The 18076-nt window shown below is 65.3% G+C and carries 13 protein-coding genes; 2 read left to right on the forward strand and 11 right to left on the reverse strand.

Annotated elements, in window-relative coordinates:
* The first annotated feature begins 109 nt into the window (after positions 1-109).
* Positions 110-685, forward strand: coding sequence for a tyrosine-type recombinase/integrase (locus Pla108_RS20040; RefSeq protein ID WP_146446765.1), 576 nt, complete (start codon positions 110-112; stop codon positions 683-685).
* On the forward strand, positions 682-1128 hold the full coding sequence (locus Pla108_RS20045; RefSeq protein WP_146446766.1) for a hypothetical protein: 447 nt from the start codon (positions 682-684) through the stop codon (positions 1126-1128). Before Pla108_RS20040 ends, Pla108_RS20045 begins: the two co-directional genes overlap by 4 nt.
* 43 nt (positions 1129-1171) lie before the next feature.
* Here the strand turns inward: Pla108_RS20045 and Pla108_RS20050 are convergent, their stop codons facing one another.
* From Pla108_RS20050 to Pla108_RS20100, 11 genes are all read right to left on the reverse strand, one after another.
* Entirely contained in the window at positions 1172-1708 is a 537-nt protein-coding gene (locus tag Pla108_RS20050; protein WP_146446767.1) for a hypothetical protein, read from the reverse strand.
* Between the two features lie 3 nt (positions 1709-1711).
* Positions 1712-2203, reverse strand: a complete 492-nt coding sequence (locus tag Pla108_RS20055; protein ID WP_146446768.1) for a helix-turn-helix domain-containing protein — start codon at positions 2201-2203, stop codon at positions 1712-1714.
* A complete protein-coding gene (locus Pla108_RS20060; protein ID WP_197526747.1) occupies positions 2200-2577 on the reverse strand; it encodes a type II toxin-antitoxin system RelE/ParE family toxin in 378 nt (125 codons plus the stop codon). Before Pla108_RS20060 ends, Pla108_RS20055 begins: the two co-directional genes overlap by 4 nt.
* A 181-nt stretch (positions 2578-2758) precedes the next feature.
* A complete protein-coding gene (locus Pla108_RS20065) occupies positions 2759-3718 on the reverse strand; it encodes a S1/P1 nuclease (RefSeq protein ID WP_146446770.1) in 960 nt (319 codons plus the stop codon).
* A 387-nt stretch (positions 3719-4105) separates the two neighbouring features.
* Complete coding sequence (locus tag Pla108_RS20070) at positions 4106-5440, reverse strand: OmpP1/FadL family transporter (RefSeq protein ID WP_146446771.1); 1335 nt, start codon at positions 5438-5440, stop codon at positions 4106-4108.
* A 279-nt stretch (positions 5441-5719) separates the two neighbouring features.
* Positions 5720-11998 carry a type I polyketide synthase gene (locus Pla108_RS20075; protein ID WP_197526748.1) on the reverse strand — a complete coding sequence of 2093 codons (6279 nt, stop codon included), beginning with the start codon at positions 11996-11998 and terminating at the stop codon, positions 5720-5722.
* 28 nt (positions 11999-12026) lie between these two features.
* Positions 12027-13364, reverse strand: coding sequence for an SDR family oxidoreductase (locus tag Pla108_RS20080; protein WP_197526749.1), 1338 nt, complete (start codon positions 13362-13364; stop codon positions 12027-12029).
* A gap of 435 nt (positions 13365-13799) precedes the next feature.
* On the reverse strand, positions 13800-15740 hold the full coding sequence (locus Pla108_RS20085) for a putative bifunctional diguanylate cyclase/phosphodiesterase (RefSeq protein ID WP_146446774.1): 1941 nt from the start codon (positions 15738-15740) through the stop codon (positions 13800-13802).
* A gap of 304 nt (positions 15741-16044) precedes the next feature.
* Positions 16045-16836, reverse strand: coding sequence for a BPL-N domain-containing protein (locus Pla108_RS20090; protein WP_146446775.1), 792 nt, complete (start codon positions 16834-16836; stop codon positions 16045-16047).
* A 74-nt stretch (positions 16837-16910) separates the two neighbouring features.
* Positions 16911-17114 carry a hypothetical protein gene (locus tag Pla108_RS20095; RefSeq protein WP_146446776.1) on the reverse strand — a complete coding sequence of 68 codons (204 nt, stop codon included), beginning with the start codon at positions 17112-17114 and terminating at the stop codon, positions 16911-16913.
* Between the two features lie 62 nt (positions 17115-17176).
* Complete coding sequence (locus Pla108_RS20100) at positions 17177-17779, reverse strand: DUF6677 family protein (protein WP_146446777.1); 603 nt, start codon at positions 17777-17779, stop codon at positions 17177-17179.
* Positions 17780-18076 lie beyond the last annotated feature (297 nt).

Consider the following 18076-nt stretch of genomic DNA (forward strand, 5'->3'; position numbering starts at 1 on the left):
AAGCGGATGGGGACGCCAGAGCCCGACGTGGCGTTGCCGTCCAACGCTCAGAAGGACCCCGAAACATGGGTTCCCGAAGAAGTCGCAAGAATGGACGCGGCCGCGCGGCGTGCATACTGGTGGGTCGGCGGCATCCCGGCCAATTCTCTACTGGCCCGCCCTGATCGGCATAGCGATCGAGACGGGCGAGCGTCACGCCGCAATCCACGCCCTGACGTGGGAAGACATCGACCTCGATCGACGGATCATCCGTTTCCGGGCCGAGACGCGGAAGGGAGGCGTCAAAGAGATGCGCAAGCCGATCACAGACGCCGTCGTTCACGACCTGCAACTGTTGCAGGTGGTGAGCCCCAAGACGCCGTTCAACGTGGTTCAGCTAGCGAGCCTCTACAAGCCGATGCAACGCGTCCTGGCTGAAGCGGGACTCGCCACCGGGCGTAACTCGATGTTCCATTCCTTCCGGCGGTACCACGCAACGCAGGTGCATCTGGCCGGCGGAGACGTTAGCGCGTCGCTAGGGCAAAGCGACCCGACAATCGCACGCAAGAGCTACATCGACCCTTCGCAGTTACTGAAGGTCATTCCCACGGTTGGGAAGCCGGCCGTCGTGCCAACGGTCGATAAGGACCGGAAGCGGAAGGGTGGATTGTTCCAAATCCTGCGGCGATGGGGGGCGGCGTCATGACCCCCATCCCATTGACGAGAGTGGTCGACAAGTACGTCGCCGAGAGGCGGTTGTCGGCGGCCCGAACGGTGCGATTCTTGCGAGCCATCACGACGCGATTGTCGGAGCACCTAGGGCGTGAACCGACGACCGATGACTTCACGATCGAGGTGGCCCGCCGGTGGCTTGCAGCGAGGGCCGAGACGGTCGGGAGGGCCACCGTGATCGACGACGCCAAGCGGTTCCTGACGCTCTGGCGATGGTGTGCTAGCCAAGGCTGGGTTGAGGGGACCTACATCACACCAAAACACCTCTACCCCAAAGAGCTGCGGCGATATCGGCTGGAAGGCCCGCCGGTGCGTCACGCCATCCCGCTACGCAAGCGGGCGCCCAGCGTCCGTAAGCCACGCGGGAAGGCGCCACCACGTCCGGACCGCCACTGGCTTGGCCGTCTCTTAGGCTGACCATTCGCCCGGCCGCTCCGGTTCGGGGCGGCTGGGGCTTTTACTAATTAATGACTGCCGCTTCGGCGCTTTCCGATGGTGTCGCCATCAAGCTTCCGAAGTGGTGGATTGGCAAAAGGATGGGAGGTAGCCCCATTCGACCGGCCGTCGATTGAACAGTTTCCCTTATATACGGCCACGCGACGAGCGCAGCATGATTCGCAAGATGTTCGGCGCTCTCTTTTAGCAGCGTCAAAACCGCGTCGTCCTGTTCTTCAGTGCCGTAAATAATCTCATACGCTATATGCATCGTCAGCTTTGACTGACCGCTCACCTGTTTGGCGGCTTTACCAGTAAGCTTACAGTCCACAACTACACGCGCCACGCTGTCGTCCGGCTCCACCCTGCACGAGGCCGTAACTTCGACATCTGTCTCGGTCGGAAGTCCCTCTTGCGCCACAACAATGCCGGCATTCAACTTCACCATTCGGACAAGGCGAAGTTGAACGCGTTGCAAAGGCCCAACGGTCTCAGCGCGCTTCTTCGAAGCCGCTGCCGCTTTAGTGCGGCCCGACTTCTTCACGGGGGCAGTTTTCTTCATGGACTATCCCTGGCACGGGATGAAATTGGGGACCGTTCCGCCCCATAGCTCTGTGGTTGGCTCAGCAGGCACACGCTGCCGACCTAGCTTTACGACCGTGTCCCAACTGCCCTTAGCTGTGGGAGTAATGACCTCGCAGAAGCTTCCGTCGAACTCCTTCTGCATCACCTCAACGAATGCGTCCGCGTGGCTCGGCGCTCTGTCGTCGCCGAATCTCGCCGCTTCGACTGCGTTGAGTTTTCCTGCGTAAAATTGAAGCGAGTGCCCCAGCGCAACAAACACGTCAGACAGTGTCGCCACGGTCTTGTTCTTCTCGCCATCTAAGAGTTGGGTAATCCACCCGGGAGTCTTTCGAAGCCGCTTGGCCAGCTCGACTCTGCTGACATCCTTCTCTTTCATTATTTTGCATATCAGACCAGTAACGGTCTCGACAGCTATCTCGCGAAAGAGTTCGGTCGTTTCGTCATCTCCGTCGTCGTAGTCTTCGGCGGTCATTGTGGTGTCTGGCGTGTGGCGAATGTTGCTTGATGTTCTGCTTGGATTCGATCTGCTCTATCTAATTCTTCGGTGGGCCATTTGCCTTTTCCTTTCTGCGCACCGGGCTTTACGAAGCCGTGCGTCAGAACCCATTTCTTTCCATCTTGGAAGCAAGCTATTCGGTACAAGCGTTTGTTCCAGGCAAACTTAAATGCGTGGATGTCGCCTCGCTCCCCGCTGAATCGAGACGGGTTCGGTATCTCTCCGTTGGCCGCCATCTGGTTGAAGAGAGCTTTGAACTTGTTCCTGACTTTCTTTGCTTCCTTGATGCCGATCTCTTTGTGCAAGCCATCAAGCCAATCTTGTACGGGGCTGTCGCCATTCGCGTCCACCGCGTATTCGATAGCCTCGCAGTCTGGAAGAGCATATCGGCGATCAGGAGCACGGCGTTCTACCATATTTTAGGTTTAACTAAAACGCCAGTCAAATAATCTCGGCCGAGCCGTGGCAGAGGGAAAAGAGACGATCCCTGAGCCTAGGGGTTTCGTGGCCATCCGCAATTGGTTTTTGGGCCTACTTTTCAGCGGTACTGGTCAGCCCCGCCCGCCAAACCTCCGCCAGCCGCCACCCCGCCTGACAGGCCCGCAGCGTCGCCATCCGCCCGGCGGTCTCCAGGTATTCGGGCGAGACCCTCATCTTCGGCACGCTATCCGCCTTCCCCTCAGCGACCGCCCGCACCGGTGCCAGTATCTCGGCGGTGTACGTCACCTTTGTCGAGGCGAGCCGGCTTTCGGCGAGCCAATCGAGTGGGTCCATCTTCTCGGCGGACTTCTCCCCCCTCGCCATCAACTCGGCATCGTTGACGATCTCGCCGAACCGTCGGTTCTCACTGGTCTCGTCATAGCGGGGACCGAGAAGCCCATCCCATAGCGAGTGGAGGTTCCGACTCTGCGCCGTCTTAACCTCGTTTCCGCCACGGTCGCCCCTGGGGAACGCTGTGGCCGCGTAGAGGCTTCCAGCGTGGCAGGGCTGGTGGCTGTCGCCAACCAAGTGGCCGAGCCAGCAGAGAGCGATAGCGCGTTCTCCGGCGGGCTGTTTGGCGTCGCCCATCACCCGTTGGCAAAGCTCGATTGCCTGCGAGCAATGGAGATCCCGAGTTTGGAGGTCGGCGCCACTTGGCGGGCGGGTGACATGCCGGGGCAGTCTGACATCGTCACGATCGCCGACGACCAGCGTGACGGCGTCTTCCCAATGCCAGTTCGGGCGGTTGTAGGCCGGTTGGCTGCGGGCGACATCGGGCCAGTACCCGGCGCGGCCTGGAAGCCATCGATCAGGCGTGGCGACGTTCGGCGGAGCCTTGAAGTCTTCAGCGAAGCGGGGATGCTCGGCGAGTAGTTCCTTGAACGCGACTTTCTGGTCGTCGTCCATCAGGTGGAACGCGATGAGACCGATTAGGTGGTGACCGCCCTCACTCCAAGCGTGCGCGGTCGAGGCAACTAGAAAGTAGAGGACGACGGTCGCGAGTCGTTGCATTGGGCACCGGTTCCGGGTGTCAGTGACACCCGTTAGGGGCGTTTACCGGGTCTAACTAAACCGATGCCCTACGCACAAAAACGCTTAAAAACAAGGTGTTTTCGCGTTTCCTTCGGTGTTTAGAGACACCCTTTTTTTGTTCCGAAGACCGGTGCTCTATCCAATTGAGCTACGGGCGCAAATCGTCGCCAAACGCCTTTGGCAGATGGTGTTGTAACTGCAAAAGGCCGGGACGCCAAACTCGGCGCGGCGCCGCGGTCGGCCCTTTTGAGTCGCCCCGCAATTCTAGCCGGGGAGAACCGGCGGGGCGAAGGGCCCGCGGTAGAGGAACGGAGGAACGGTCGCCCTCCACGACGGACCGTTCCGTCGTTCGCTGACCGTGCGGGATCAGTACCGCACCGTGACCCCAAAGTCGAGCGCGTGGGCGCTGAGCGAGCTTGTCACCGACGAGCCGGGCACGGCGATCGGGGGCGTGCTCGTCGGGGCGTTGGGGGGGAGCACGATCGAGCTGCTGATCTCTGACAACGGCGTGTACGAGTAGCTCGTGTGCAGAGCGATGCAGCGGGTCGGTTGGTAGGTTAGGCCGCCGCTGATCGTGTGCTGGTAGTGGAGCGGCGCCGCCAGGTTGAACTGCGTCTCGCTGTCGGGGATCGGGTTTTGGTTGTAGACGTATCCGGCCCGCAGGAAGGTGGTGTCGCTGATTTGACGCTGCACGCCCATCGCGACCGCCATGACGCTCCGCCATCCCAACCCCACTAAAGAACCGTCGGCGTTGAGCCCGCTGTCGCCAAAGCCGTTGGCGTTGTCGTAATCGATGTACCTGACGTCGAGCGCGACGACAGTCGACTCGAACCCGTTGTAGGATGTGCCGAGCGAGACAACCATCGGGAGTTCCCAGTTGAACTTCGCGACCTGGGGATTGCCGACCTCGTCCTCGGTATTGAAGCGGAAGCTCTCCATCCAGCGGGGCGTCTTCAGGCCGGCGCCGAAACGCCAGTTGCAGTCGTGGATGTAGTAGGCGCCGAAGTTGGCGCCGCCGCCCCACGAGTACCGCTCGCCCGCTCCTCGGGGGTAGGTCGAGATGGTGTCGCCATTCGCGTCGTCCAGCCCCGCGAACACCATCGGCTCGACGCTGAGCCTCGCCATCGTGAAGACCGGCGCCACTCCCACGGAGAACTGATCGGTGATCGCGTAGGCGATGGTCGGCGAGAAGTCGATGAAGCAGGCTTCCGAAGCGACGCGCCCGAACCCGCCGAGCGGGAACGTCCCGGCGGTCCGCTGCGGCGCCAGGATCGGGTTGGTCGGGTCGGCGTCGTAGTTGGTTGAGAAGCCCGCGACCGATAGAACCCCGAACCCGATCGTCAAACGGGGGTCAGCCGTCTTGTGAACCCACGCCATGTTGGGCAGCAGGGTGGCGCCCGATTCGGAGCTTGTCGAACCCGCCCCCAGGCCGGCGACCGACGACGACGCGTCGATGTTCGGGATCAGGAATTCGACCGAACAGCTGAGCTCCGATTGCTCGAAGGCGCTGAGCGTGGCGGGGTTCCAGTTGATCGCCCCCATGCCGTCGAGCGGGGCGGCGACCGCGGCGGACCCCATCGAGCGGTTCACCGGGCCGATCCCGGGGGCGTAAATGCCTTGAGCGCTTGCCCGCTCGGACCCCAACGCGACGAAGGCGAGGGCGGAGAGACCAAAAAAAAGGCCGGGGCGTGAGCGCAGCATCGCGACATCCTTGTCTCGAGGGCCCTGTCTTGAGGGCGTGTCAGAGCGAGCTCAGGCTTCCGTGTCTGAGCCCCGCTTCCCTTCGTAGACGGACTGAGACACGACGCGCCCAGTTCGGCCTACCGGACTCATCGGTTAGGGGGAGAACCCCTACGCACCCTTGTCATTCGAACCGGTAGACTCAACGCGAACGGACCATTCGGCATACGACGGCGACGGTTTAGCGCCGGGTGCTAGCAGCGCCGGGCCGATCTGCGAGTCGAATCGTCGGCGAGCCGATCAGTCCATCTTGGCGGCGAGCGAGTCTTCAACGACCAGCGCCGTTCCGCCCGCTTCGCTGAACGCCTCGGTGCGGTCCCAGCGGACCTGGCCCTCGACGAGCCGCGGCGCGCTGGTGCGGATTTCCCAGCACGGCTGGTCCGCCGAGCGGGCATCGGTTAAGAGCGGCAGCACGAGCCGGCCCATCCGCACCGGGACGTAGAGCTCGTCCGACCCCGGCTTCGCGTACATCGCGCCGACCCGCCAAGCCGAGTCGAGCAAGTACGTTGGGATCACCCCCGCGTTGCGATGCGCTGGGAGGGCGTGGTACACGGCGCGGCGGCCGCGCGGGCCCATCGAGATGTCCCGGACACAATCGAACGGGCCCGTCAGCGCGACGCGGCCTTGGTGCCCGTCGCAGTAGGGATCGCTCGCGACGAGAACCGAGTCGCTGCCGTTGTTCGGGCCGAGGCCTTGCGTCGGCGTTGCGAGGGGCGAGTCGCTGGCCTGCCAAGCGATCTGCGCTTCGGCAAAGACAACGTCGCGCGCCAAGGTGTCGCCACTGGGGTGGACGATGTCGCCAAGCAGCCAAGCGACCGCGCCGTCTCCCGATTGCTCAACGACGGTGCGGAACCGGACGTCGCGGCCCGCCATGAGCTTGACGAACCGGTGGAACGCGACGTTGGTCGCCACCGCCGCCGAGAGCCCCGTCGAGTCGCCTCGTAACATCAGCGCCGCGTAAACGAGGCGGTCGAGGATCCACGCCCCCGGCAGCGTCGGGACGTCGCGGACCAAGTGGTGCGGCAGGCACGGGATGCTCGAGAGGTCGATGTCAATCTCCAGCAACCGCCCCCCTGCCCCGGCCCGCGAAGCGGGAACCGTCGGCATCTCGTAGCGCACGTGCTCGGTCTGAGCCATTGGCAAGAAGTTGGTCCCCCGCGACGCGCCGGAGATCACACGGCGGAAGATCGCTTGGCCCGTCGCGGGCGTCACGCCCGAGAGGCCGCGTTCGGCCGCCAGGTGTTGGTACTCGCTGCCGCGGGTCATCCCGACGCCGTCCCAGGCGAGCCAGCCGATGCTCGACCAGGGCCGGCCGGACTCCGCGAGCCCGCAGAGCCGGTCGAGGGTCTCGTTGGCCGCGCCGTAGTCGTGCTGGCCGTCGTTGCCGAAGACGCTGTAAGCCGAGGTCAGCACGTGCGCCGGGACCACCGTCCCGAAACGCTCGTGACAGGCGTCGATAAGGTTCCGGAGCCCCGCGACCTTGACCGAATAGGTCCGGCGGAAGTCTTCGAGGGTGCGATGCTCCAACCGCTTGGAGGTCTGGACCCCCGCTCCGTGGACGAGCAAGTCGATCCGCCCGTGCTTGGCGACGATCGCCTCGATGGCGCGGGCCGCTCCGTCGCTATCGGTGATGTCCGCGGCGATGTACTCGACGCTTCCCTGGGCGCTGGTCCCTTGGCTGGCGGATAGTGAGCGGATCGTCTCGTACGCCTCCCACCGTGCGAACGCGCTGTTGTACGCGCGTTTCATGTCGGCGCCCGACGCGGTGTGGTTCGCTTCAGCGTACTGGTCGTAGAAAGCCGTTTCTAGATTTGGGTCGTTCAAATCGCCGGGCGGTGGTTCGAGCTCGCTCCGCCCGATGGCGATGATCTTGCAGCTGTAGTCCTTCACGAGCGCCTCAACCATCACGGCGGTGACGCCGCGCGCCCCGCCGGTCGCGACGACGACCGAATCGGCGTTCAGCGTCACCGGAGGCTTCGGGTCGCGGACGTTTTCCGTCGGCCGATAACGCCGAACTTTCCGCACGGCGCCGTCGTAGACCACCTCTTTGTCGCGGTCACCGAGGCGCCGCTCTTCTTCGAGACTCTCGAGCGCCTCGCCCAGGGTGCGGTCGCGGGTGCAGGCGATCTTGATTGTCGCTTTGGGGAGTTCGCGCTGGACCGCTTTGAGCAATCCCGCCGCCCCGCCCGAGGTGGCGTGGGGCGTGCCTCGCCACGCGTCGAGGAACAACGCGGCGATCTGTAGCGAACCGTTCTCCAAGAACTGCCGCCTCCGCTTGCAGACCAGGAAGAGCAGCTCCGCCAAATGATTCTCGTCGGCCGTCCGATGAAGTGCCGAGCGCAAATCCCACGTGTCAACCGACGCGACGCCCAGCAGCCAATCCGGCGCGAAATCGTCGATACGGTCCAGCACCGACTCGGCCTGGAGGCTGTCAACGGAATCAACCGCGAGCACGCGGCTATCGTTGCTCCGCATCGCGACGCCGCTCGCCCCGGGGCCGGCGACCACGATCAAGTAACGCTGGGTGCGTCGCTGCATCTGCGCGATGAGCTCGGCCACCTCGCCGTCGTCACCGGTGGAGATCACCACTGCCGAGGCAGGCGTCGCAACAGTGCTCTCGTTTCCTTGCGGCTGGGCCTCGACCCAGACCGATTCGTAGAGCGGGAACTCGGCGTCCGCCGGCGGAGCAGCCGGCGCCGCGTTCTCGCTGGGCTCAGCCGCGACGGAACCGTTCGGTTCGGCCGTCAGGGAATCGAGGAGCCGATCGACCCGTTGCTTGGCGGTCAACTCGGGCGCAGCGGCCGCCAGATCGAACGGCAGCTCCTGCGGCGTGGCGAGGATCGGCAGGCCGTGCTCCTCGGCGTAGCGTCGCGTCGTGACGGCGAAAGCGGCGGCGAACTCGTCCTCCGCCGGTTTGCCATCGAGGGGCGGGACACGCCAAGGACTCGCGGCGATTGTCGCGACCACCACGACCCGCGTCCCACCGCAGGGGCCTCCGCGGAGCAGCAGCGACGCGGAGTCCAACGACGCTTCCAACGACTCCTGTCCGGCGTCGATGACGAAGTTCGGCCCGTTCAGGTTGTAGTGCAGCGCGGCGCGCCCCGAGGAGACATTGGGCATCATCGCCTGCAGCGTGTACGCGCCCGAAGGACGCGAGCGCTCGCAGGCGTCGTCCAGACGGGCGATCTCGCTGTCGAGCCCCGCCAGGTCACGACGGAGTCGGCCCGCCAAGACCCGCATCGTCGCCTCGACGCCGCGCTCGGTCTTCCCGCTCAGCGCCAGCACGATGGCCGTCTCGCGGCTCGCGCCGTCGGGCAGCTGCGGGAGCCGGTTCTGCACCGCCTCCATCAGGTTCATCGTGAGGATCTGACTGATGTCCAGGTCGTCCTGCAGATCGGGCAGCATGACGCGGTCTTCGGGCGGCGTGGTCGTCTCACGGTCGAACCGTCGGACGCCGTCAACGGTCGCGGTGGGCCGGATCGAAGCCGCGGCGACGAACACCATCTCTTCGCCACTGTCGACAGCCGTAAGACGGGGGGCCGTGTGCTTACGGCTGTCGGGCCGATCGAGCACGACGTGGGCGTTGGCGCCGCCGAAGCCGAAGCCATCAACCGCAAGCCGGCAACGGCCGTCGCCGAGGGTCAGCGTTTGCTCCAACACCCGCAGGGTCTCTTGGGCCTTCGTTACGTTCGGCGCCGGCTGATTGAAGTAAGCCTGCCGAGGAAACAAGCCGGCCCGCAGGTACTGGCAAGCCGCGATCACCGACGCCGCTCCAGCGGCCCAGCCGGCGTGGCCCAGCAGCCCCTTGAGGCTGTGGATCGGCAGCGGCTGGTCGACGTGATCGGCGAAGAACCGTCGCAGCGTTTCGACCTCGGTGCCGTCGCCGACCCGCGTCGAGGTGCCGTGGGCTTCGACGGCGTCGACCGAAGCCGGGTCGAGACCGTACGCTTGGTAGCAGCGCTCGAGCGCGAGGATCTGCCCGTGCGTCTGTGGGACGTTCGCCGAAGAACTCTTGCCGTCGCTCGACAGGCCTTCGCCGGTGAGCGCCGCGGCGATCGGCAGGCCGAGCCGCTCGGCGTCGGACAGGCGTCGCAACGTCACGAGCGCGGCGCCCTCGGAGAAGACCACGCCGTCGGCGCCCGCGTCGAACGGACGGCAACCGGTCGAGGTGGTTCCGTTGAACTGCGAGAAGAGGCAGCTATTGCCGGGCCCCGGGCAGAACACCCCGCCGGCGATCACCGCGTCGGTCTCCCCCACCTCGAGCGATCGCATGCCCAGCGCGATGGCGTACAGCGACGAAGCGCACGCCGCATCGACCAGAACGACCCGCAGCCCCGGGCGGATCAAGTGATCGAACACCTCCTGGACGGTGTCGTGCGGCTCGCGGAAGGCGGCGGCGGCCGTGTGAAGACGCTCGTCAACGGGTCCGCTCGCCGGGTCGATCCCTGCGTAACGCAACGACGAGGCGACGTCTTGATCCTCGAAGCCGTCGGCGGTCGCCCCCACCAGACAGAGCACCCGGTCCGCGCCGCGGAGGCCTTCGACGCACGGCGCTAAGGCGACGCACAACAGTTTCTGAGTCCGCGAGAACGACGCGAACAACTGCGGGTCGACCCCGTCCGGAACGGCGATGTCCTCGTCGTTCACCCGGCCCGTCAGGTGCGAGGTCGAGCGGTCCGAGACCAGCTTCTCCGAGTAAAAGTCCTCCGACCAATAGGGGTCGAAGTGTCGTTGATCCACCAGCCCGGATCGTTGCTCGGTGATCGCCGAGAGCAACGCCTCGGGCGAGTCAGCCCCCCCCGGCAACAGGCAACCCTGCCCGACGATCGCGATCGGCACGCCCCCCAGCGCGTTGGGCTCTTCGACAGACGCTGACGACGACGCGGCGACTGCCGCCGCGGGTTCGTGCCTGTCGACGGGGGGAGCGGCCTGCGGTGAGGCGGGCGGTGAGGCGGGAGGAGTAGCGGGAGCGGCGCCGGTCGGCTCGGCCCGACGCACGTCGAAACCCTCGGGGCACGCCTTCTTGAGCAGGTTCGCCAGCGACCCGGTCGATCCACAATCAATGAAGCGGGTGACGCCCGACTCGATCAGATCGGCGACGGCGCCCTGCAGATCGAACGGCAGCAGCAGCTGTGAGGTGAGCGTCGCGGCGATGTCTTCGTTGGCGTCGATAAAGCGGCGACCGATCGGCGAATAGACCGGCAGGCTCGGGCCTGCGATCGGGAGACGCCGCAACTCCTCGAGCCAAGCCTCGGCGGCCGCGCGAAGGTGGGGGTGGTGGAACGACGTCGGCGTCGGCACCAGGGTGGACGCCACCCCGACGCCGCGGAAATGGCCGGCCAGCACTTCGAGCTGATCCAACGGGCCCGAGGCGATCGTCTGGCGATCGTGATTCCTTCCCGCGATGACGACCTGCGACAACCCGAGAAGCGACGCCTCGGTCGCCACGTTCAACCGGTCGGTAGAGATCGCCAGGAGGCCTCCTCCGGCGGGGGCGTTTTCGGCGACGGCGCGGACGCGCTCGCAGACGACGCGGACGCCGGTCGGCAAGTCGAAGCACCCGGCGACCGCCATCGCGGCAATCTCACCGAAGCTGTGGCCGAGCAGCACCGCGGGCCGCAGCCCGTGAGAACGCTGCAACCAGGCGCCGAGGTAGCTCTGAATGAAAATCGCCGGCTGCGACAGTTCCGGCGTCGCCTTGACCGCCGCGGCGCAGCGCTCGGCCGATCCGCTGAGGACCGGCTCGAGGTCGAGCTGGAGCGCCGCGCGGACCACCGCGACGCAACGGTCGAGTTCGCTCGAGGGGTCGATCTCTCGGTAAGCCGTCACGCGTGACGACAGCAGCGCGGCGTCGAAGGCGCCTTGGCCGGAGAAGACCCAAGCCTCGGACGCCGCCGGCGCCGGGGTTTCGCGCTCGGCCGGCTGCTCGACCTCCGCATCGGCTAGGGCGGGGCGATCGACCGCGACGACTTGCGGCTTCGGATAGCGCTCGCTGAGGAAACGCGCCGCGGCGTCGCGGGCGGACGCGTCGAACAGCGATTCGGTCTTCGAGCCTCCGGCGAGCGCCCGGTCGCGGAACGATAGCGCGGCCGCGGGCTCTTCGATCTCCGGCATCCGGTCCATCGCCGCACGGAGCGGCTCGGGGATCACGATCGGCTCGCTCGTCTTCGCGTCGGCGCAGACCAGGGTCTGGAAGCCGGCGGCGACGGGCTCGCCCTTCTCGCTGATGACCCGGTAGCAGAACCGGGCGCTCGCGCGGCCCCAGTCTTCGAGGGTCAGCAGGATCGCGACGCGGTCGCCGATCGTCGTCGGACTCAGGTTACGCGAGTACGCGTCGGATGTCAGCAGGTAGATCCCGTCGAGCGCTTCGCGGACCCCCGGCAGGTCGTAGATCGCCTCGCCAAAGAGGTACGACTCGCGTGACGCGCACTGGAACTTGAATCCCGTGAGAAAGTGATGACTCCCATACGCCATGGTGTCATCGAAATGAATCGTGTACTCAGTTGCGAAGTAGCACACGCTCGTTCTCCTACGGTAACAGATAAAATTAAACCATCGCCGGCGGCGCCGAAGCCAAGGCTGGTGCGACCCGACGCGCGCGCTGCCCATCGGCCGTGGCCGAGAAGCCGTGATCCACCATCCAGACGGCGCCGTTGATCCCGCGCGCCGCGTCGCTCACCAGGAACGCGATCGTCTCGGCGAGCTCGAGCGGGTTGCACAGCTGCCCATCGGGGATGATCGACTCCCAGTAGTCCTGCTTGGCGCGGGCCTCGGGGAACTTCTCGATCAGATCGCCGTAAACCGGGCCGCCGGAGACGCAGTTCACGCGGATCCCAAAACCGCCGAGCTCGCAGGCGAGGTAACGCGTGAGCGACTCGACGCTCGCCTTGACGATGCCTTGAGCGCCGAGGCCGTCGATGTACTGGTGGGCTCCCACGGCGGAGAGCGTCACCATCGACCCGCCGCCCCGCGCCCGCATCAGCCGGGCCGCCTTGACGGCGCAGTGATGGTGGCCCGACACATTGGTGCGGAAGGCCCGATCCCAATCCTCGGACGTCAGGTCCATGAAGGAGCCGATGCGGCCGTCCGACGCGTTGCAGACCAGGATGTCGAGCCCGCCGTAGGTCGCTTCAATCTGTTCGAACAACGACTCGACATGGGCCGGATTGGCGACCGAACCCCAGATGTGCGTCGCCGAGCCGCCGGCGGCGCGGATCTCTTCAGCGGTCGCGTCGCCCTGATCGCGTGAGTGGAACGAGTTGACGATCACCGTCGCGCCGCGCTGGGCCAGGAAGCGAGCGATCGTCTTGCCGACGCCACGTCCCGAGCCGGTCACCAAGGCGATCCGGCCGGCGAGCGGTTTCGTTTGGCCGCCATTCTGCGCGGGGGGCGGCGTTCCCCACGCCGGCGTCCCCGAGGTTTGGGCGACGGGACGCGGGGCCGACCCGCCGTTCACCGCCCCATCGTTCACCGACACGTGGGGGCGGCCGACGGCTGGCGCCGCGGAGTCGAATCGGTTTTGGGCTCCGTCATGTCCATTCGACCGCGCAACGGGCTGCACAGGCTCCGCCGGCGCCTTCGCCGGGGGAGCCGCCGGGGTTGGTGTGGTCGCTACGGGAGGGGCGGCCTCGGGGGGCGCCCCCTCGGCGCCGAGGAAGCCCTCGACCCAGTCGGCGAGCTGTTGAACGGTCCGCACCGACGCGTCGCGTTGCTCGTTCTGAATCGCAATCGAGAACTCATCCGCCAAGGCGATGATCACCTCGACGAGTTTCACCGAGTCGATACCGAGATCGGTCTCGAGATCGGCGTCGGGCGTGAGGAGCCGCTTGGGGTAGCGCGTTGTCGCTGCGAGGCAATCAACGACGCGTGAAAGAGTGTCCTGCATCATCGCTGCTCGGGGCTTGCGGTGGGGGGGCTTACAGAATCATCGGCGATCAATCCGCCGGGTTGTGTCGCCGAGGTGCAGAGCCATTTGGTATAGCCGATCTAGCGACGGTTCCGAGGATCATCCGCGATTTCGCGGATATCTTCATTCGCTACGACCGGCGCCACCTGATACTAGTCAGCCGGCAAGGCGACGACATAGACGATTGCGCAAGAGTTTCAACCGAAGCCGCCCCTGGCGCCTCAACGACCAGCGCTCTTGCGCGATGCGACGCAACGATCCGACGTTCGCGCGCAAGAGACTTCGCGTTGCGAAACAAAGTCGAACTAAGCGAACAAGAGGTCGCCGTAGTGGCCGCGAAAAGGGAACTCGGCGGCGCGCTCATCACGCCGCCTAGTGCGACGGAGTTGCTTCAAGTAGGCGCGCGACCGCCAATCAGTTCGACCCGCCGACGAAGACCTCGTCGTCAACCGACTCCCGTGGGGCGCCGCTGTTGTGCCGCTCAAGCAGCACGCTAATCTCTTCGGGCGAGACGGGCGGGCTCATGTAATAGCCTTGGTACTCGTCGCAGTCGTGGTGCTTGAGGAACTCGATCTGTTCGTCGGTCTCGACCCCCTCGGCGATGACATTCAACCCGAGCGCCTTGGAGAGCACGATGATGCTGGAGGCGATCGTGCCGTCATCGGCGTGAGGGATGTCCTTAATAAAGGCGCGGTCGATCTTCAGCGTATCGATCGGGAATTGCCGCAGGTAGGCGAGCGACGAGTAGCCGGTACCGAAGTCGTCGATGCTGATGCGGACCCCCATCTCCTTGATCTGGACGAGCTTGTCGACCGCCTCGGAGACGTTGTCGATCAGCAAGCCCTCGGTGATCTCGCACTCGAGACTTCGCGGGTCGATGCCAACCTCGTTGATCGCGGCCGCGATCATGTCGCAGAACTCGTCGTCCTTGAACTGCACGGCGCTGACGTTGATCGAGACGCCGACCTTGTAGCCCTGCAATTCCCACTCGGCGATCTGACGACACGCCTGCGTCGCGATCCAGTTGCTGACGGGGATGATCTCTCGGCTCTGCTCGAGGAGCGAGATGAACCGGTACGGCGGGATGACCTCGCCGTTGTAACGCCACCGCAGGAGGGCTTCGACGTCGCGGATGACGCCGGTTTGGAGATCGACCTTCGGCTGGTAGACGATGAAGAACTCGCCCCGCTCCAGCGCGCCCGACAGGCGTTCCTGGGTCGATCGATACTCGACCAACCGGTCGGTCATCTCCGACCGGTAGCAAGCGTGCCCAAGGCGCTTCGCCTTCGCGTGGAACATCGCCGTGTCGGCAAACGACAGCATCTCATGGTCGGAGCGAGTGTGATCGGGGAAGATCGCATAGCCGACGCTCGCCCCCATCGGGAACTCGGCGTCCTCCAGGACGTACCGGTGCGTCAAGAATGAGCAAATGTGCTCCGCTATCTTTTCGGATTGGTCCTCGCCCAAGACCCGTGGGTAGATGATGCAAAACTCGTCGCCACCCAAGCGGGCGACGTCGGCGTAGTCACCAAACTCGTTCCGCAGACGCGACGCGATCTCGATCAGCGCCTCGTCGCCGATCGGGTGGCCGAGGGTGTCGTTGATCTCCTTGAATCCGTCCATATCGATGAGGAACAACGCCACCCGATCGCCGCTCGGCGACGCGGCGTTCAGGGCGTCCTTCAGCCGCACCTGAAACTGAAATCGGTTGATGAGCCCCGTCAGGGCGTCGGTCGTGGCGAGCTTGTGGAGCGTTTCGCCCTTCTTGCGGAGCCGTTCGCTCAGGTTGAAGAGGTTGAGCGTCCGTTCCTTGTAGAACGCTTCTCCCTGGTGACAGCAGAAGAAGGTGCATGCGGCGACTCCCAACAGGAGCACCAGCTCATCGACATTGGAGGTCGTAAAGGTCTCCCAGAAGCCGTGCACCACCACCATGTACGACACGAACGCAACGATGTTGACAATCAGCCATGAGAACGCGTCGCGGACGCCTAGCAGCTGAGAGGCGACCAGGATCGACACGGGGAAGAAGAGCATCGTCGACCCCATCGCCGGGTCGGAGATCGACACCAAGAAGAGCCCGACCGCACTCGCGGCCAGGTTCAGATTCATGATCAGCTGATAATTCCGACTCCGCCAGCTCCCCACCAAGATGAGGAGGTGTAGCGCCGAATCCAAGAAGCAAACCCAGGCCGCGGTTTCGTAAGACCGGCTCCAGAGATAGCACGTGAAGAATAGCCACGTCATCCACAGCACAACGACGAGACGCCAGACACGCTGCGCGCGGAGCTCGCCTGCGTTGTTCGACTCGACATGGAGCCGACTGACCGTGTCGGCTTGTTCGATAGGGTTGGGCATAAAGCCGGCGAGGCGCTGCGATTCGGGTACCGGCGTTCCTCCAAGCTGAAATTAGCGGGAACGCCGCGAATTCTTCATGCAAGTCTAGGACGGCCTCGCCCGGCCCCGCCGTTAGGTTGAAAGCTCTACGCACTTGGTGGGGCTCCGCCGCACGCAAGGACATCGCAGTCGCTGCAACCGGATCGAGCGGTGTGCGCCGCGCCACACTCCCAATACGCACCCGCGTTGCGGGAAACCCCCACAGCCGGCGTGTTCGACTGCCCGTGGCGCGAGGGGGGGGAGCCTCGCCCAGCCGCGAACGAGATTAGCGTTCGCTGTCGAGACCCACCGCGGCCCACCGGACGCCCGACTCGATAAACCGGTGCGGCCCTTCGGCCTTCTCAGGGTGGGGGCTGAAGCACAAGACGCGGCCCCTGCCGTAGGCGCCCGCGGCGATCGCCGTGGTGCCGACCATGACGCCTTCGGGCGCCCCCTTCTCAGCGATCTCCGACTCGTACAACGCCAACGGCGTGTACGGCGCGAGGCCCGGCTCGATCGCCGGCGCGAGCAGCGGACCCTGGGCGTACATCACCTCGGCCGTTGCGTCATTGACGCCGAGCAAGGCTCGCCCTTCGTCGGAAAGCGACAACTGCACGATTCCCGAACCACGGGCCCAGTGCTTGCGATCGATGACGCGCGAGCGCATCAAGCGAAGCGACCAATCGTACTGCGACGAGGCGAGGTAGCTGCCGGCGCAGATGCCGACGTAGCCGCCTCCGTCACTTACAAAGCGGCACACAACATCGCGCCCCTCGGGACCAAGCCGCTTCGCCTGCGCGCTCCCCGAACCGCCGGGAAAGACAACGACGTCGGCCTTGCCAAGGCTGCCCTCGCGGATCTGTTCGGCGGACACGCGTCGCGTTTCAAAACCCGCGGCGGGCGTTAGCAGCCGCTCAAGGTTCGTAGGGCCCTTCGCGTCGGGACGCGGCGAGTGCTCGTAGATGGCGACCCGGATCGCCGTTGGATCGCCCGCCAGTTCAGCAGCGGCCGTCCAAGCGGCGCCGCTAAGCAGCCACGTCATCGCGACGACGGCAATCCACGCGTGCCGGTTGCTCATGCCGATTTCCCTCCGTCGGTGTCGGTCAACGTGGCGCCCGCGTCATGAAAACCAGTCGCGTCGGACGGAACGCCTTACTGAAATAACGCCATGACTTGAATCACCGCGGCGACCGCGACCATGAACGCCACCGTCCAGGCGCCGAAGCTGCCGGCGTGGCGGAGGATCGCGCCGAGGTCCTCGTGGCGCGTCCCGGCATAGACCAAGCTCACCGCCGCCAGCAAGAACGGGGCGTAGACGAAGCGGTTCACCTCGGCGAGCAGCGGCAGCAGTTCCATACCGATCGACTTCTTGGTTGGCGAGCGAAGGGTTTCTGTAAGGGTGGGGGCGGACCGACGCGCTAGCTGTCGGTCGGGGCGTCCTCTTCCTCCGGCTTCTCAGGGTCGGTGAGCATCGGCCCCGAGTGGGCGTCGTACACCACCAACAAGTTGAGCAGCCCGGCGATGACCGTGTAGACCATCCCCACCTCGAAGCGGAAGCCGAGGTCGTAACGTCGCTTGGCCGGGCCGTCGGGATGACGGACCGTCGCGCCTGACTGATCGATCGAAGAGAGCTCGGCCTCCGGGGCGCGGGCGGCGCGCTCACCGGTCGGCGGCGGGTAGAGCGCCGGGATCGCCAGCGGCCCTTCGCCCTCGAGATAACGCGAGCGTTCGATCCAGCCCGGGATCGCCACGACGCCGATGCCCGATTGGCAAATGAACGGCCAGCCGTCGTAGACGTACCCCGGCACGGGGCTCAGCGGCAGCGTCGAGGCGTACGCCACCTTGCCGCCGCCGATCACCATGCCGGCGACAAACAGGCCGACGATCGAGGCCATGAACAGTACGCCCTTGGCCCGCCGTCCCTGGTAGAGATGCCCCAGCCCCGGAAAAAGCCACGCGAGCAGCGCGGCCAGCTTCGGGTTGGGCAGGTGGATCGGCGTCGGTTCGGTCGATTCGGCCAAGGCGGTGGCGGTGTGCTAGCGGGGCGGGCGGCAGAAGGCTGTATTCTACGGCGGCAGAAGGTCCGGGGGCTAGCCGAGCCCCGAGCGGCTCAGGGCGAAGGAGGCCCCTTACCTGGGTCACCCGCGGATAGCGCCGACGGCTCAAGTCCCCACGTTTCTGAGCCGTCGGCGCTAGTGTCCTGAGTTAGAAATTCGTTCCCAAGCAGCTTGCGCGAAGAAGGGGGCGTCGGTAGAGTGGGGTGATTCCGTCCCCCCACCGCGGAGCGTCGTCATGGCCGGTCGTGTTGCCGAGGGAGA

It is taken from the genome of Botrimarina colliarenosi (assembly GCF_007859955.1).
In the GTDB taxonomy this organism is placed as follows: Bacteria; Planctomycetota; Planctomycetia; order Pirellulales; family Lacipirellulaceae; genus Botrimarina; species Botrimarina colliarenosi.

Bases quoted from the DNA above. Each gene is read 5' to 3' on its own strand.
- Pla108_RS20045 (WP_146446766.1), top strand. From the start codon at position 682: ATGACCCCCATCCCATTGACGAGAGTGGTCGACAAGTACGTCGCCGAG.
- Pla108_RS20050 (WP_146446767.1), bottom strand. From the start codon at position 1,708: ATGAAGAAAACTGCCCCCGTGAAGAAGTCGGGCCGCACTAAAGCGGCA.
- Pla108_RS20055 (WP_146446768.1), bottom strand. From the start codon at position 2,203: ATGACCGCCGAAGACTACGACGACGGAGATGACGAAACGACCGAACTC.
- Pla108_RS20065 (WP_146446770.1), bottom strand. From the start codon at position 3,718: ATGCAACGACTCGCGACCGTCGTCCTCTACTTTCTAGTTGCCTCGACC.
- Pla108_RS20070 (WP_146446771.1), bottom strand. From the start codon at position 5,440: ATGCTGCGCTCACGCCCCGGCCTTTTTTTTGGTCTCTCCGCCCTCGCC.
- Pla108_RS20080 (WP_197526749.1), bottom strand. From the start codon at position 13,364: ATGCAGGACACTCTTTCACGCGTCGTTGATTGCCTCGCAGCGACAACG.
- Pla108_RS20085 (WP_146446774.1), bottom strand. From the start codon at position 15,740: ATGCCCAACCCTATCGAACAAGCCGACACGGTCAGTCGGCTCCATGTC.
- Pla108_RS20090 (WP_146446775.1), bottom strand. From the start codon at position 16,836: ATGAGCAACCGGCACGCGTGGATTGCCGTCGTCGCGATGACGTGGCTG.
- Pla108_RS20095 (WP_146446776.1), bottom strand. From the start codon at position 17,114: ATGGAACTGCTGCCGCTGCTCGCCGAGGTGAACCGCTTCGTCTACGCC.